This is a genomic window from Flavipsychrobacter sp. (assembly GCA_041392855.1).
GTDB lineage: Bacteria > Bacteroidota > Bacteroidia > Chitinophagales > Chitinophagaceae > UBA5543.
In genome coordinates this window covers 1,117,139-1,135,224 of record JAWKLD010000001.1, presented here as the reverse complement: position 1 = coordinate 1,135,224, position 18,086 = coordinate 1,117,139, and the positions used below count along the sequence as shown (strand labels likewise).

Annotated in this window: 10 protein-coding genes; 2 read left to right on the top strand and 8 right to left on the bottom strand. The window is 36.8% G+C overall.

What is annotated here, in order from left to right; genetic code table 11:
- Positions 1–87: 87 nt before the first annotated feature.
- The 4 genes from R2800_05460 to R2800_05445 form a co-directional block, all read right to left on the bottom strand.
- The gene (locus tag R2800_05460; protein ID MEZ5016481.1) at positions 88–1,527 is read right to left on the bottom strand and encodes a TolC family protein; all 1,440 of its coding nucleotides are present in this window, start codon (positions 1,525–1,527) and stop codon (positions 88–90) included.
- Position 1,528: 1 nt separating this feature from the next.
- The gene (locus R2800_05455; protein MEZ5016480.1) at positions 1,529–4,690 is read right to left on the bottom strand and encodes an efflux RND transporter permease subunit; all 3,162 of its coding nucleotides are present in this window, start codon (positions 4,688–4,690) and stop codon (positions 1,529–1,531) included.
- Positions 4,691–4,711: 21 nt separating this feature from the next.
- Positions 4,712–5,794, bottom strand: coding sequence for an efflux RND transporter periplasmic adaptor subunit (locus R2800_05450; GenBank protein MEZ5016479.1), 1,083 nt, complete (start codon positions 5,792–5,794; stop codon positions 4,712–4,714).
- 140 nt (positions 5,795–5,934) lie between these two features.
- A complete protein-coding gene (locus R2800_05445) occupies positions 5,935–6,270 on the bottom strand; it encodes a hypothetical protein (protein ID MEZ5016478.1) in 336 nt (111 codons plus the stop codon).
- 264 nt (positions 6,271–6,534) lie between these two features.
- Between R2800_05445 and R2800_05440 the strand changes: the two genes are divergently transcribed.
- Together R2800_05440 and R2800_05435 are read left to right on the top strand one after the other, a co-directional pair.
- A complete protein-coding gene (locus R2800_05440) occupies positions 6,535–12,348 on the top strand; it encodes a T9SS type A sorting domain-containing protein (protein MEZ5016477.1) in 5,814 nt (1,937 codons plus the stop codon).
- 349 nt (positions 12,349–12,697) lie between these two features.
- Positions 12,698–13,729 (top strand): T9SS type A sorting domain-containing protein, encoded by a 1,032-nt coding sequence (locus tag R2800_05435; GenBank protein ID MEZ5016476.1) that lies wholly within the window; start codon positions 12,698–12,700, stop codon positions 13,727–13,729.
- Positions 13,730–13,943: 214 nt separating this feature from the next.
- Here R2800_05435 and R2800_05430 read toward each other — a convergent pair whose 3' ends face one another.
- From R2800_05430 to R2800_05415, 4 genes are all read right to left on the bottom strand, one after another.
- Entirely contained in the window at positions 13,944–14,078 is a 135-nt protein-coding gene (locus R2800_05430; protein ID MEZ5016475.1) for a hypothetical protein, read from the bottom strand.
- 192 nt (positions 14,079–14,270) lie between these two features.
- Positions 14,271–14,978, bottom strand: a complete 708-nt coding sequence (locus R2800_05425) for a hypothetical protein (GenBank protein MEZ5016474.1) — start codon at positions 14,976–14,978, stop codon at positions 14,271–14,273.
- 120 nt (positions 14,979–15,098) lie between these two features.
- Positions 15,099–17,444, bottom strand: a complete 2,346-nt coding sequence (locus tag R2800_05420) for a TonB-dependent receptor (protein MEZ5016473.1) — start codon at positions 17,442–17,444, stop codon at positions 15,099–15,101.
- Between the two features lie 39 nt (positions 17,445–17,483).
- Positions 17,484–18,062 carry a DUF3347 domain-containing protein gene (locus tag R2800_05415; protein ID MEZ5016472.1) on the bottom strand — a complete coding sequence of 193 codons (579 nt, stop codon included), beginning with the start codon at positions 18,060–18,062 and terminating at the stop codon, positions 17,484–17,486.
- Positions 18,063–18,086 lie beyond the last annotated feature (24 nt).

Below are 18,086 nucleotides of genomic sequence, written 5' to 3'. Positions count from 1 at the left end.
ACTATCTCTATGTTCCAACCTCTCTCTTATGAAGCATTAACTATTTGGTAATTCACTTTTTTAAATTGGTGTAACTCTTGCTTTATATTATTGACTCCATCCTCCGCCAAGTGATTGATAGATATTAACCATAGCATTCATTTGCTGCATCTTTAGTTCTACCATTTCAAACTTTGCTTCTACAGCATCGCGTTGTGTAAGTAATACTTCCATGTAGTCGGCACGTGCAGATTTGAACAGCTTTACAGATATGTTAATTGATTCTGTGAGTGCGCCTACTTGTTGTGTTTTTATCTCGTAACTGTTATTAAGGTTATTGATTTTAGATAACTGATTAGCAACCTCGTTATATGCTTTTAGTATAGTTTGCTCATAGCTATAGATGGCTTGTTGTTGTTTAGCATTGGCATTCAGATATTTGGCTTTTATCTCATTCCTATTAATAAGAGGTGCTGCTAAATCTCCCACCAGCGAGAATATAAGTGACTCAGGCTTTTTAATTAAGTAAACTGCATTATAAGCTTGTACGCCAACACCTCCCGTAATACGCAAAGAAGGGTAGAATGCTGCCTTTGCAGATTTTACATCCAATTTTGCCGCCTTCAGTGCAAGCTCCGCCTGCTTTATATCGGGGCGGTTACTTAATAATTGCACAGGTATACCTGCTTTAGCATTTATCAATTCTGCATCTACAAACTTTTCAGAACTTCTTTCTATGTGTTGTGGGTATCTACCTGCAAGAAAATTTATTCTGTTTTCTGTTTCTGTTATACGTTGTAGTATTGCATATCTCAGGCCTTTTGTTTTTAATACCTCTGCTTCAAACCTGCGAACAGCCAGTTCGTTTGCTTTTGCTGCATCTTTTTGAATCTTTACAATATTTAGCGCATTGCTTTGTATCGCTATATTCCTATCTAGGATGTTTAGTTGATTGTCTAATGCCAAGAGCTCGTAATAGGAACGTGCTATTTCCGAAATTAGGTTTGTAACTATAAAGTTTTTACCCTCAATAGAAGATAAGTATCTGGCAACGGCTGCCTTTTTAGCATTACGTAGCTTTTTCCAAATATCAACTTCCCAAGATGCATCTAAACCAACTAAGTAATCTTGTAGCGGTTCTGGTGTTTCCTTTCCCGGTTCTATTTCTACATTTTTCTCAAGCGCACCAATGTTTGTATATCTAGAAACTTTATTTATTCCACCTGCAGCGCCAATGTTTACTTCGGGTAGGTATTTACCTTTTTTAGCCCTTACCTCGTTACGGCTAATTTGTATCTCCTGAAATGTTATTAATAACTCTTGGTTTTTATTTAATGCAGTGTCTATCAGTGTTTGCAGATAAGGGTCAGTAAAATATGTTCTCCAATTCATTGTTGCTGAATTGGTAGTATCTACTGTACCTGTCGCATATGTCTTTGGAATAGTTTTGTTCAGCTTCGCTTCTATTACAGAAGGAGCTTTGCATGCCTGAAATGTTAGTATCAGGCATGCTGTTAGAATGTATGTATATTGTTTTTTACTAAACATTTTATTCTACGATTTCTTCTGTTAAAGGATTTTCATCTTCATTTTTTATTAATGTACGTCCCTCGGCAAGCCTGCCAAAGATGTAATACAAGCCAGGCACTATAATGACCCCAAATACAGTTCCCAGTAGCATGCCACCGGCAGCAGCTGTACCTATTGTCCTATTGCCAACTGCCCCAGGACCTGTAGCTACAACTAATGGTATCAAGCCAGCAATAAACGCAAACGATGTCATCAATATTGGACGAAAACGAACCTTAGCACCTTCAATGGCTGCCTTTAGTATTGTAGCCCCTTGTTGGTGTTTTTGTACTGCAAACTCAACTATTAGTACCGCATTCTTGCCAAGTAGCCCTACAAGCATTATTAGTCCTATTTGTGCATATATATCATTTGCGAGACCCATGATCTTTAATAAAATAAATGCTCCAAATACGCCTGCAGGTAGTGAAAGAATTACTGACAACGGAATGATGAAACTTTCGTACTGGGCTGCTAATACTAAATAAACAAAGCCTAGCACTATGAGGAAGATGTACAGTGCTTCGTTTCCTCGGTTTGTTTCATCTTTGGATAAGCCTACCCAATCAATATCATAACCACGAGGTAATGTTTTACTTGCTACTTCTTGAATAGCCGCAATAGCCTCACCTGAACTATAGCCTTTTGCTGGCGATCCATTTATGGCAGAAGATGTGTACATGTTATATCGAGTGATCTCGTTTAAACCTTGTTTCTTCTTTATTTTCATAAAAGCAGAGTAGGGAACCATTTCATCTCTATCGTTTTTTACATATAGGTCCAAGAGGTCTTGCGGTAGTTTTCTATATTCAGGTGCAGCTTGCACATATACTTTGTAGAATTGCCCAAAGCGTATAAAACCTTGTTCATAAGTGCTCCCGATAAGAATAGATAAAGCATCCATAGCGTTACCTATAGATACCCCTTTTTGCATAGCTACTTTGTTGTCTATCTCTAGTTCATACTGCGGATAGTTAGCAGCAAAAAAGGTGAATAGTCCCGAAAGTTCTTTACGTTTCTTGAGCTCTTTCATAAATTCGTCATTTACTTTCTCAAAGGACTTGTAGTTTCCGGTATTTGTTTTGTCCAATAGTCTTAAAGAGAAACCTCCGGCAGCACCATAGCCAGGTACGGCTGGTGGTTGGAAAAACTCAATCGTTGCACCAGGTATTTCTTTCGATCTTTCTTCTAATTCTTCTATGATCTCTTTAGCGTTATGTTTTCTGTCTGACCAGTTTTTTAAGTTGATCAAACATGTACCCGCATTAGAACCACGACCTTCTGTCAATACCTCATAACCAGCCAATGCTGAAACCGATTGTATACCTTCTACTTCTTCTGCTATATGTTGTAGCTGACGAGAGATGTCATTAGTTCGCTCCAATGTTGAGCCAGGTGGAGTTTGAATAATAGCATATACCATGCCCTGATCCTCAGCTGGGATAAATCCTGATGGCAGTTTTTTAGTTGTAAAAAATATCCCAGCACAAAAAGCTGCTAGTATACCAAATGTAATTACCCTCCTGCTGACAATAACATTTAAAAGTTTCACGTACTTGCCCGTTAGCCTCTCGAATACTCTGTTGAACAGACTAATGAATTTATCTATAGGCGTTTTCTTTTTAGGTTTGCCATGATCGTTTTTCAGTATCATAGCGCAGAGAACAGGTGTTAAGGTTAATGCCACTATGCCTGACAATACGATAGATGTGGCCATGGTTATTGCAAACTGTCTATAGAATATACCCACAGGGCCAGTCATAAATGTTACTGGTACAAATACAGCCGTCATTAAAAGTGTGATGGCGATAACCGCACCACTTATTTCCTTGAGGACCTTTTTTACAGCTTTGTATGGAGAAAGATGTTCTTCTTCCATTTTGGCGTGTACTGCCTCTACTACCACTATCGCATCATCAACAACAATACCAATTGCAAGTACAAGTGCAAAAAGGGTAATAAGGTTAATGGTTAGTCCAAACAGTTGCATGAACATAAAGGCTCCAACAAGAGATACCGGCACTGCAATAGTAGGTATAAGGGTAGATCGCCAGTCGCCCAAGAAAAGAAATACCACCAAGGCTACAAGGATAAATGCTTCTATTAAAGTATGGATCACCTTTTCTATCGACGCATCTAGGAAGTGTGATACATCATAACTTATTTCATAATCCATTCCTGGAGGAAAGGAACTAGCCTTAATTTCTTTTAGTTTTTCTTTGAGTTGCTCTATTACTTGGCTGGCATTACTACCGTAGTTTTGTTTTAGTACTATAGCTGCTGAAGGCTTATTGTTTAAGTTAGAGTATATGTCATAAAATTCACTACCTAACTCTATATCTGCTATGTCTTTTAAATATAGTTCTTCTCCGTCTGGTGTAGCTCTTATGATAACTTTCTCATATTGTTCAGGTTTGTTGAATCTTCCTTCATAAGTTAAAACATATTCAAGTGATTGAGATCGCTTGCCATCACTACGTCCAATTCTTCCGGGGGATCCTATTATACTTTGCTCGCTCAAGGCTTTCATTACCTCTTCAGTTGATACGTTGTAAGCTCTCATTCTGTCTGGTTTAAGCCATACACGCATTGCAAACTGCCTGCTGCCCAATATTTTTGCACTAGCAACCCCTGTTATTCTTTGTAGTTCAGGTAATACGTTAACACTTGCATAGTTATACAGAAACTTCTCATCTGTATTTTTATCATTGCTATACAGGTTTACATACATCAACATATTGGGCTGAACATAGTTTACTATAATACCCTCCCTTTGCACGAGCTCTGGTAACCTGTTTGTTACCTGTTCTATACGGTTCTTAACATTTACTACTGCTTGGTTGGGGTCTGTACCTAGGTTAAATACAACTTGAATAGTTGCTTCTCCTGCACTAGTGGCATCAGAGGTCATATAACGCATACCTGGTACACCATTAATAGAGCGCTCCATAGGTATGAGTACTGAATTGACCAAAACTTCTGCACTTGCCCCGGGATAGGCTACACTTACCAATACCATAGGAGGTGCAACGGAAGGGAACTGAGATTTAGGCAGATTGGTCATTGACAAAAAGCCCAGAAATAGAATGACAAGCGATATAGATATCGCAAGCACGGGCCTGTGAATAAATCTTCTAAACATTTGTAATTTTTTCTGGGTTAATTATTCTGTATATAATTTTAGATTGGCGATAACTGACCGCGGCTTCTGATAGTCGTATTGTATCTCTGCACCGTCTGTTACCTTACGAAGACCTTCTAGTAGTATTTTATCCGTTTCTTTTAGATCATCAGAAATAATATAGAGGTCAGGCATTTCAGCATCAACAGCTATAGGTTTTAGTTTTACTTTATTTTCTCTATCTATTACATATACATACCTCTTGTCCAATATCTCAAAAGTGGTTTTTTGTGGTATTAAGAGGGCATCTTTGAAAGATATACTTGTTTGTATATTGCCTGTTTCCCCATGTCTTAGTAATCCTTTTGGGTTAGGGAATGTAGCTCTGAAAGCAATATTGCCCGTTTCGTTATTAAAGTCAGCTTCAATAGCTTTTACATAGCCACTTTGGTCAAATAATTTATTATTAGCCATTAGGAGTTTTACCTTCATCAGTGTATCGTTTTTTTCTGATGATTTATATTCCAGATATTCCGCTTCAGGCACATTAAAATACACCCACATCTCGCTATTGTCTGATAATGTTGATAGCAGATCTCCTTCATCAACAAGGCTACCCAGTTTTAAATGAAAACGGTCAATGATACCGTCAAAAGGTGCTCTTATTTCTGTGAATTCAAGATGAACCTTGGCTAATGATAATTCAGCTTTTGCTTTGTCGTATTTTGCTTTAGACATAGCCAGCTCGTTAACGGAAACGATATCACTGTCAGCCAAGCGTTTGGTGTTTTGATACTCGATTTCTGCCACTTTAGCTTCAGCCTCAGCGCTTTTAAACTCAGCCTCATATATCTTGGGCATTATCCTAAATAGCAGCTGTCCTTTTTTTACAAATTGACCTTCGTCTATTAATATTTCTTGTAGATATCCTCGCTCTTGAGCGCGAAGCTCAATATGGCGAGCAGCGCTTATTTGGCAAACGTAATCTTTGGTAATTGATGTGTCTGTTTTTAATGGACTTGTTACTAAGAACTTTGTTTCAGTTTCTTCTTTTTCTTGATGAGACATGCAACTTGTGTATAGCAATATCGCACACAAGCTCGAAAGCATGAGTATTCTCTTCATAACTTATGTAGTTATTATAATAAATAGATGAGTATGCCAATAAAGACGCAAGTAAACTTCTGCGCGATATGTGTAGGCAGTACAATAAGTTTTGTGACTGCTATTATAGCAGTTGATACGTGATCAAAAGGGGGGAGGACTTATACGGTATCTAGCTTAAGCCGATGGAAAAGAATGTATAGTTTGTCAGAACAGTAGTTTGGCTTATCGTCTGTTTCTGTTACAATGTTCTGGCAATGTTCTGGTGTTTCGTGATATACTGTGTAATAAGTAGGTAGTAGGTCTAAATAGTTTAAAGTACTATTATCGTCATCATTTTCAATATCTAGATCTGCTACAAATTCTGCTGTTACATCATCGTAAACTAGAGACTTCTTTAGATTGGAAGATTGCGTAGCACCAACAATAAGCAAGAAGAGTGCTGTAAAGAGCACCTTACATGTAATGCTATACTTTTTTGCAATATTAGTTTGCATATCTACGCTTGTAGTATACAAATGTAGATACTTATCTATAACAATTCAATTTTCTTTTATAAAAGAGATGTTAAAGAAGTGGTAAGTAATTATAAGTCGATAAGGAAGTCTTTGTAGAATGAGATAGGAGTTTTGTATAACCAAAATGTTCATTCGTTGTATCAAGCATCTTGATTTCTACTAAATGTATATACTTTGCAGAGTATGACTAGCAGTAGTTTTTTACTAATGTTAGTCTTATTTATAAACCTAAACCCTTTTCTTATGAACCTACGAAAACTTAAAAGGTTGCAGGTATTTATCTGCTGCTTTGCCTTGTTGTTCATTACTCAGGCGGGTACTGCCCAACAAAAAGAAAGCAAAAAAAATGAAAAAGAGGTTGCTACATCTAAATGGAAGCAATATGCAAGCAACCCCAATCTCACCTACAAGCAAATAGTAGAAAATTGCGATAAGCTATTTGCAGAATCTCAGGAAACGGATACAGCTGAAGATGGAGACGCTAAACGGTATGCCCGATGGAAGTTTTTCTGGCAGAATCGATTAGATGCAAAAACAGGTAAGTTGCACTCCTTTTCTGAAGCCTATGCCCTCAAGCAAAGAGCTAATGCTAAAACAGATTACTGGAGAAACTGTAGCGGAGAAGATGAAGGTCAACCATGGAACTTTATTGGACCTCAGGGTATGGCCACTCCTCATTTGGGTAGAGTAACTGATGTGCTTGTTAACCCAAATAATAAGAATGAGATATACATATCGAATACCTTTGGTGGAATTTGGAAAACAACAAATGATGGTGCTAGTTGGGTATGTCTTACTGATAATGATGCCCAACTTGATGGGCTAGGTGTTAGTAGCTTTGTTGTCGACTTTTCTCAAACACCACACGTTATTTACGCAGCTATGGGGTCTACAGAAGAGGTGGTGACACATAGCGCAGATCAAACTTTCTCTGTAATGAAATCTCCTGATGATGGACAAACATTTAGTGTTGTTAATGGTCTACAAATAGGTAGCCTTAATTGGGATAAGGAAGATAAAGTTATGGATATGAAGATCCACCCTTCAAGCGGAATGGTGTTTATTACAACAAGATACAAGGTGTTGAGAATACACTCTGGAACTTTTGTAACAACATTGCTTGATTATTCAAATTTAAATGCTGACCCTGATAGGCTATTTAAAGGTTTCCATAATATCACTTTTTTAGAAGCTACTAGTAGCCCTTACAGACCAGCTCCTATGTTTATTACAACACAAGGTAATTTTGATGGTTTTTTTACAAGTGCTTTATTATTGAAAACAGACAATTGTACAGATATTGTTAACACTCCTACATTTACTAACATTACGTCAAATTTAACTACAAGTGCTTTTAATGCTACTACTGATGTAGTAACTAATGGTGCCTTTACTAATAATTCAAGTAGTTGGTTAGGCTTTAGTCCTTGGGGGCAAAATACAGCTATTGGCGATGGCGTTTGGGAGTGGGTAAATGGCGCTGCAGAAAATTATTTTAATTGGTCTCCTACTAACTTGTTACAAGGATTGTGTATGGAAACAAAGGTGCCTGGAGTTTTTGGTAGTGTTAATACGCCGATAACTTTTAATACAAAAGTAGATTTACCAGTTAATACTAGACTAGTGATCAAATTAAAAGATATGTCTAGTCAGTATGGTTGGGTTTTCGATCCTTCTTGTCTTACTTCTGGTACTGGTACGCCAATAACACTTTATGATAGTGATACCGATCCTTCTGTTATAGCAAGCCACGGTAGTAACACATTTGTTTCAAATTATAACATACCTACTTATACAGGAAATATTAGCGGTGGTCATTATAACCGTCTGGTATTTGAAGTGCAATTTAAAGCCGGTTATATTGGCTATCAACGTGTAAAAGTTGATGATGTTTCATTGACACAGCCTAATATACACCATCTTGTTGCTGGCTATTCTCCTGCAACTCCTAATACTTTATATTCTTTAGTGATGCCAGACTTTTTTGCTGGCACATGTCATATTCAAAAAAGTACAGACTACGGTTCTACTTGGACGGATATGGGGAATTTCTCAGGTGTTAATAATAGAGGGAATTTCTACAATGATATGGAGATGTCTAAAATAGATGGAAATAGAGTTTATCATAATGGTCTTTCTTTCTATTCTTTTTATAATGGCAATTCAGGCGCAGCAAGTGTGGCTTCGGGTTGGGGTGTAAGTAGTACTCACGCTGATGTTAGAAGCATGTATATTCATGATAATGGAAATGGTACTGAGGATCTTTTTGCAGGCCATGACGGAGGATTATCTGTATATAGAAATGGATCATGGGAATGCTTAACATGTGAGCCTACAGCAAAAACAGATGTATTTGATTGTAGCCAATCATTTGGTATAACATCTGATGTTCATAGCGGAGATGTAATGGTTGCTGCTTTTGATAATGGTATTATGACATCAAACATGCTAAACTATAAGGATTGGACCAATAGTCTTTATGCAGACGGCTGGTTTACCAAGTATGCTAAACGTCAGGAGTTATCTGGTACTTATATCGTGAACTATGGTGGAGGACAAACTCAGAATATATTGATAGGCGGTTCATCTTATACTGGAGGTGGCGTAGGTAATATTCGTAGCAGTCACCTATTTCATACAGGCTGGTATACCAAGCCTAAAACTACCTATGAAGGAGAATATTATGCTGGATATCATATTTTCAGATTAAACATTAATCAATCTACCAATTCACTAAACTGGAATGACCTGTCGGGAAGTTGGGCTATTCCGAGCAATAAACCAATATCAGCTTATGCAGCTCATCCTAATAACAAGGATATGATCATTGGTTATTCGTCAGGTCTGTGGGATGGTACTAATGGTAGCTTTTTCTACACGTTTAATGGTGGTACTACATGGGGTTATCATCATAACGCAGGTAACTCTAGTAAGATATTTAATAATTACATTCCTGTAGATATGTGTATTGATCCATTAGAATATTTTGCACCGGGTCATTATAGAGCTTGGGCAAGTATGAGTTGGTACGGTGCGCCAGGTCAGGATAGAGTACACTGTGGTACATACCAAAATGGTTCATGGACTTGGATAGATTATTCTGACGGTTTACCTGACGGACCAGTAAATGCAATAGTATATGATGAGCAATCAAAAACACTATTTGCAGGTACTGATATTGGTGTTTATGCAAGAGATGTTGATGATCCGGGTAGTGCATGGCGTTGTTTCTCTAAAAACATGCCTAATAGCATGGTAATGGATCTTGAGATCAGCTATTGTACAGGTAAAATATACGCTACATGTTATGGTAGAGGTGCATGGTCTGCAGATTTGCCACCATCTTGGCATACTTTCTTTGCTAATGATAAGGGTAATACAGAATATATACAATCGAATACAACTTGGTCAACCTATCAGCATAAAGAAAAAACAGTGATAGTACAATCTGGTTCAAAGTTGACAATAACTGGTTGTACTGTAGCTATGGGTAGAGGTAAGCATATTGTTGTAGAGCCAGGTGCTGTTTTGGTAGTAGATAATGCTACAATTACTAATGAATGTAATCGTATGTGGGGTGGTATTATTATAGAAGGTAATCCTACAGTAGATCAATCTCAAGTTAGCGTTGCAGGTGAATTTTCACCACAACAAGGTCTTGTTATTATCAGAAATGGGTCTAACATTGATAATGCTTATGTTGGTGTTTACAGTGGTGGTGCATACTATGATGGTGATGACTTCCCTCAATATTTCCCAGGTAAAGATGGAGGATATGTATGGGCAGAAAACTCAGCCTTCCATAATTGTAGACGTTCTGTATCATTTGCTGAATATGGATTTCTTCAAAGTTCTACTATCGACAACTGTGATTTCGTAGCAGATGCCGTATTGAACAATGAAGTGTATACTAACTATGATGATGGTGCAGTAAGATATGGTTCAAAAGATTTTATCGCTATTTGGGCATCCCATGGAGTTAATGTTTTAAACTCTAGGTTCTTAAATACTATCAACCCTAACAGACCTGATTTGAGAGGTGCTGGAATCGTTAGCCATAATGCTGGTTATACAGTAGATGGTTGTGATTTTACAGACCTTACAAGAGGTATTCATGCTGGTGCTGATTTTGGACAAGTAGACAATATTGAAATTAAGAACAGCAACTTTATAAACTTATGGCGCTCTATTGCAGCAAGGTTAGTAAACAACTTAATTATTACTAATAATACAATTGAAGTTGGCGAGCCGTTAGACGATCAATTAGGTTCTGTAGTTTATACCAGTGTTGGTGACATGGAGGATGAGAATAATGCCGCGTTCTATTACGATTCTTATGGTATTAATATTTCTCATGCAGATATCTTCTCTATACAAGACAATACAATTGTTGAGCATAAAGTTACACTTCCAGGTATGCCAGCAGGCCAGCTATATGCTAAGTTTGGTATTATTATAAATAATACTAACAATGATCCTGGTATAACAAACAACCCTGGTACTCAGTATGCTTATAGGATATACAGAAACACTGTACATACAGATATTGGTATAACTGCTAACCAAGACTGTAGAGGTGTACAGATAAGATGTAATGATCTGACTTCTGAGAATGAATTGCGTGGCATATTAGTATCAGAGTATTTTACGCATCACAACGATCCTAACTATCCTCCTTCTCCAGGTCTATTATCAGATCAAGGTTATTGTTTGACCAATACGTCACCAGCTGGTAATTTATTTAGAACAAATCCAATTTGTGGTGGTGAGGAACATATAGGTATTAATGCGCCTCAGCCTGGTTTGAACTTTACTTATAATTATCACTTTGCTGGTACTGCTTATGAGCCTGTGTGTTATACTGGTGCACCAACCAATATGATCATTAACGCAAATAATTGTATGGCTAGTCAAAATAATGCATGTCCTGATCCACTTCCATATGTAGGAGGAGGTACCGCAGGTGGTGGTGGTGAGCCTAAGCAAATGACTGCATTTAGCATATCAAACATTTCTAATGATATTGCTATGGCAGATAATCGCTTAGCCGCACTTAATAAAACTATACACGATGGTAATAGCCAAGAGTTACATGAAATGCTTGAAACATCTTTTTATAGTAGTTCTGATATGGCTCAACGCTTACAAGATGCTGGTCCTTATCTAAGTGACGATGTAATGATAAAAGCTATAAAGCATATACCTGCAATGGATATGACGGATATCAAAAAAGTGTTAATTGCTAATGCTGGTTTGAAGCCTGCAGTTTGGAATGCTATGTCTGAAAACTATCCTGAGTTAGCAGTAGATAATGATATGATAGCTGCACAAAAAAATCAATCTGCAAGAAAATTAAATGAAGGTATCATTAGCGATCTTGCATATGAAAAGAGCATTCATACTATGAATCTTGTTAGTAGATATAGCGACATGAATGAATGGAGCAAAATTGCAAAACTATATGCTGATAATAGCCAATACAGAATGGCAGTTCCATATTATCTTAAAGCTAACGATATAACTAGTGCTAAAAATGCTATCGATAAAATAGAAAATGAAGATTATAAAGAGGTAGCAAAACTATATATCGACAGACTGGAAAATAATAAGTTAAATGCTGGTATTTCAAATTCGGAAAAAGAAATACTAGATGCTATCGCATTACACCCAAATACAAGAGCTGGCGAAATCGCGAGAATGTGGTTGGCTCAAGAAAACGGTAATGTGGTATTAGACTTAATGCCAATGTTGAAAACTAGTAATAATGAGACAAATGAAGAAGGTGGTTTAAATAACATACCTAATAGCGAAACAATTAATGTACATCCTAACCCTGCAAATGACTATGTTGTTATAGCAAACAGTAATGCATGGGGTGCAGGAGCGGTTGTTAGTGTGTATGATGTTACCGGACGTAGAGTAGTGAAAACTATTCCGGCGCCGGATGCAAAAGCACTTCAAGTCAATACTAGTAACTGGATTTCAGGAGTTTATTTTGTCAATGTTAAATTACAAAATGGAAAAATGATAAATGCGAAGTTTATAATCAATAGATAAACAATTATTACTGTGAATCTAAGGGGGAACTATTTAGTTCCCCCTTTTTACGTATACAATAGATCCTTCAGTATTGGGTATAAATGTTGTGAATGTTCGAATTAGTTTGCAACCTAATGTTAATAGTAAAGCATCCGCATTAACTGTTGATATTATTGTTTTTTAGCTTTTGGTTAAAGCTTTTTTGTGGTAAGATTTTTTTTACGTCAGGCAACCTTTTATGTGTGTACTGCATTTATAGACATATGTGAAGGTATATGCCGTATCCTTTATGTTTTCTTATAGACATTGAACACAGGAAAAATAATGATGTCGTAATTATTAAATCTTAACTATAAAAACAAAAAAAATGAAGCGTACGTTTATTATTACTTTACTGATGTTATGGGTGAACAGTTTTACTATCGCCCAGCCTATATTACAAAATGTAGTAAATTATTCTGTTGGTGATTCGGCACATTATTATACATGCGATACAATCGGGTACTCTTCTGGAGGTTCAGGTGCAAGCCAAGTGTGGGATTATTCTAATTTGAATATAGTCGATTCTTTCGTGTTAAAAGTATTGGATAAGAATAATGCCCCATCGGGTGTTGGTAGTCAATTTGCTAAAGCCAACATTGCTGAAACAAGTATGAATGCGGATGTGTTTGTTGAAAATACTGCTACCAAGTACAGCATAGTAGGTGTAGTTGCTGCAGGTACAGGTTCTGGTCTCACAGTAATCAATTATACAGATCCTCAAATTGTGCTACAAAGATCATTAGGCTATCAAATGACATTTGTAGATACATTTTCAGTGAGTTATAATGTGTCTTCTTTTACTGTTACAGGTACGGGTTATTCTACTACAGAAACCGATGGGTACGGTACCTTAAAGCTTAAAAGTAAACAGTATAATAATGTTTTAAGGGCAAGAGTTGAGAGTGTTAGAAATGATACCATGCAAGGGATATCACCGCCTAATAATATAATAACAACACATAGTACTATGCTACTGTGGTTTGATAGTATGCATAAAGAACCTTTAATGCGCGTTGATTCAGTAAGGATTGTGTCATCTACATTTAGCAATAAGGTATTTACTGTTTCAATGCTTAAAGAAACAGGCACTACCTCTATTGGAAGTGAACAAAAAATGCTTTCTAATATAAACTGCTATGGCGAAAGTGGTATTCTAATGCTGAGTGGTTTAACCAATAACAAACAATATTCTGTAGCATTGTACAGCAGCTTAGGTAGGAAGGTGTTAGAACATAAATTTACGGCAAATAGTAGCACCCATAGTATAGCAGATAATAATATAATGCCAGGTTTTTATATACTACACATCATAGAAAAAGGGAAACAGCCAACTGTAATAAAGCTATACTGTAGATGATTTTAGTGTATCAGGTTACTTTTATTATTTAGTTGTTTGTGCAACAAATGCTCTGAATGCAGCCTACAACATTTTCAGGAAAAAGTAAAGCCTCCAAGACTGGAGGCTTCTGTTACATATAGAGGATAAGAGAGAACTTGTTATGATGCCATGTAGCTGTTGTCTATATTCTACTGCACTATTATCTGTAGCATACAAGCATTTAGTAAAAAACTTAAAGGTTAACTGCTAAAACAATGCAAGTGATGATAGCAACAAAGAGTGCATTCTTTTTAAGTGCATTTTTTTTTGCTATAGCTTTTCCGATGTGTAAAGTTGCTTGTTGTTGAAGAGTGATCGTGCTTTGCATGATTGTGTTTTTTTACTGTGTGTGTTTTTGTTTTGAAACGCCCGAGACGCTGTTGTGTGTTTTGTTGACACAAAGATGCAACAAGAACGAGCCTAGCTCCAAAGAATTATGTTTGCTTAACGCTATGTTTAGAACTGGTTAACAGGAAGTTTGTTAACGATTAACCAGCTATTAAGAAGTGAAATATGCCTATTAGGCTATAGCGTCAGACTGGTTGGGGTGTATAGATTCTTCTGAACTTAGTTTTACCATAAGATACCCTGCATAAATAAATAGGATACCAACAAACTCGGTTATGTATAATACTTCTATATAACCTGCTTTGGCACCTGCTCCTCCTATACCACCTAATAGGCAGCCAATTGCTATGAGTATATTACCCCACATACGTTTTTTATACAATCCCTTACGTGCGTACAATATTGCAGAATAAACAGCACCGCCTACTAAGAAAATAAGAGCATATACATTGATAAATGGTGTTATGTACCTAATGTATGACCACTTAAGAATATAGCCACCTAGCTTATCATGCTCACCGGGAACTAAAGGAGATCTGATGACTAAAACAGAAACAACAATGATAGTAAGGATTAAAACATAAGATAGGAAATCTGAAAATTTCGTTTTAAGAAGTAAGTGTACTGTGCCTTGAGCTAAAGGTGCGGCTCCAAGTAATGCTCCAAAGATATACCATGCTTTAAAGTTAGCAGGCATATAGCCCATAGTGGCATGAATACTTTCAGTAGCTGTACCAGCGCCATAAAAGAAAATACCTAGCATCCACCATAGTAGGTATATAGAGGACGTGTCCTTTAACCAGTGTAATAAAAGTTGGATAAAGAAGTAAGCTGAAAAAACAGATGTAGCAATAGGAATATAATTCACAAAGTTCATCATGTTACTTTTAACGGCGCAATACAAATGTAAGCTCTAGCAATATACCATAATGTTTTAATTGTCACAGAAATGACATAAAGATTTAATATATCTTTGGTAGTCAATATTTTAACCCGTCTATTAGAACTTGAAATTGTAGGTAATACTTGGTAGAATAGGAAATATGGATACTTGCTTTACCGTTGCTTTTACTCCTTGATTTAAATCCCCTTTTGTGTCTACATATAAGAAGTATGGGTTTTGTCTGCTATATACATTGTAGATAGAGAATGCCCAGCTACTACGCCATTTTTTATTGGGCTTTTTAGGTTTGGGTGTATACACAGCAGACAGGTCAAGGCGGTGGTATGCAAATAATCTATAAGCATTTAGGTCGCTATAGTCAGGTACTACATTTAAATCTACAATATAATAGTTGGTAGGGAGTGTTATCGCATTACCCGAGCCGTATACGAATACGGTTGATAAAGTCCATTTTTTATTTAATTCATAGCTGGCTACTAAAGATACATCATGTCTTCGGTCATATTTAGCAGGGTAGCGGTTACCATTATTAAGGTCTTTAAATGTTCTATATGTCCAAGACAAGGTATAGCCTATCCATCCCGTGAATTTTCCTTTGGTTTTATTGATAAAGAATTCTGCACCATAAGCCTCTCCATTACCAAAAACAAAATCCAATTCAGGATCTCTTATGGTATTAGGTACATAACCTTCGCGGTATTCCACTTGGTTATTCATGTCCTTGTAATAGATCTCTACAGAAGTCTCTACAGCATTGTCAAATAGGTTTTTAAAATAGCCTATTGAGTATTGCCATGCACTTTGTGGCCTTACTTGTATGGTGCTAGGTACCCATAGATCGGTAGGTAGGGTACTGCCATTATTTGTAATTAAGTGTATATACTGATAAGCTTTGGCTGCGCTAGCTTTAATAGAAGAAGATTCATTTATTTGGTAGCGAATGTTTAGCCTTGGTTCAAGTCCTCCGTATGTTTCTACTATATCGTTCTTGCCATATACGGTGCTGTCTGATGGGTTGCCGTTAAAGTCTAGTTGGTATCGGGTATATGGACCTGATTGTGCAAACCAAGAATAGCGAATGCCCGCATTTATTTTTATTCTTGTGTTTAAGTCAAAATCGTCCATTATATATACTCCTCCTTCATGCGCATATTTTATAAGGGCATTGTTAGGTTTCAATTCCACATCTCCCGAACTGCCTGATACTTGATTAGGAATAAATTTATGGTAAGTATATGCTAGCCCGGCTTTGAACTTATGGTTGAAAGAAGTGTAGTAGTCTAGATCTGTTTTAAAATTATAGTCTCTAACACCCGATGATAATTTGAAATCAAAATCCCCCTGATTGGCACCAAACTGAAATTGATAATCATTATAAACAGCAGTAGTGTTTAAGAATAGTCTATCGTTAAAAAGGTGGTTCCATCTAAGGGTAGCAGTACTGTTTCCCCAAGGTATGTCTGCTGCAAAAGCACCACTACTACTAGCAAATTTGAATTTGTCTCTACCGAAATAGCCACTCAAGTATACGCGGTCTTTTTTAGTAAGCTGATAATTGGCCTTTAGGTTGGCATCGTAAAAGAAATACCCTGAGTTTTTTAAAGCCTCATTAGCAAAGGGCTTAATCAAGACGTCTATATAAGTACGTCTTCCCGATAGCATAAATGAACCTTTGTTCTTTTTTATTGGGCCTTCTAGCGTTAGTCGTGATGCAATGAGTCCTATGCCACCTTCTGCATGATACTCTTTCATGTTGCCTTCTTTCATAGACACATCTACAACTGATGATAGCCTACCTCCGTAATTGGCGGGCATACCTCCCTTTATGAGTGTTACGTTCTTTAAAGCATCAGTATTGAAGACAGAAAAGAAACCGAAGAGATGACCTGTATTATATACAACTGCGTCATCTAGTAATATTAGGTTCTGATCGGGGCCACCACCACGCACGTAAAAACCAGAATTACCTTCACCTGCTGATTGTATACCTGGCATTAGTTGTAGTGTTTTCAGGATATCTGTTTCTCCAAACATTACAGGTAGCTTTTTTATCTTATCTACAGCAATGGTGATGGTGCCCATTTCTGTCCCTTTCACATTTTCATCCTTTCTGGTTGAGCGTATTTCTACCTCTTTAATTCTGGCTTGGTTCTCCATCTCCACATTGTAGGTGCTGCTTTCTGTAAGGGTAAGCTCTATTTCTTTACTTCCATAGCCTATATAAGAGTAGATGAGGTTGTGTTTTCCTGTAGGTAATGTTATAGAGTAGAAACCGTAGGTATTGGTTTGTGTGCCAATTTTTAAGTCTTTAACATATATAGTAGCCGCAATAAGTGATTCACTACTACTGGCGTCTCTCACATATCCGCTTATCGTCACCTTGTTTTGTGCCAATAGACAAATAGGAAAGAATAGGAATAGTATAATTATTATATGCTTCAATGGAGTATTTATTAGATATGTGCAGCAATTTAAGGCTACTTATTCAATTATATCAACCACTTCACCACATTCTAGCATTTTTTTGCCTAAATAAGGGTTTTGTATCTCTTTTTCGCTGCTTAGCCAGTAGGCGCCATTTTCATTGAAAACAAGCGGACAGTATTGTTGGTATATCTTTACTCCTTTCAGTTTATATTCTTTAAGTAATTGATATAGAGCGTTGGATATAGTTTTTAAAGGCACTCTTTTAAGCTCTACAGATTCGTTTTTGATAGATAGTGCCTGTTCAGAGTATTGTATGATAGTATCTAGCAGAGGGCTAGGGGGCATTGTGTTGATCGTGTCACTGGAGATTTGGTCTTGTAATGTTTTACATGCTGATGCTAGGTATTTTGCTGCATCATTAACTTTTGGCTCATCACTCTCAGTATAAGCATTTTTTAGATCGAGATAGCTTTGCAGTATGACTGTCAGAGTACTCGTTTTGTCTGTATTTAGTGTGCTGTTTACCGATAGGTATCTGTCGTTTGTATTATCATCTGTCTTTGTTGATTTTTTGTTATTACACCCTGATAAGGTAAAAGCAACAAGTATAATAGACAGATAGATAAAACGCATATGGAAAAAATTTACACAAATCTA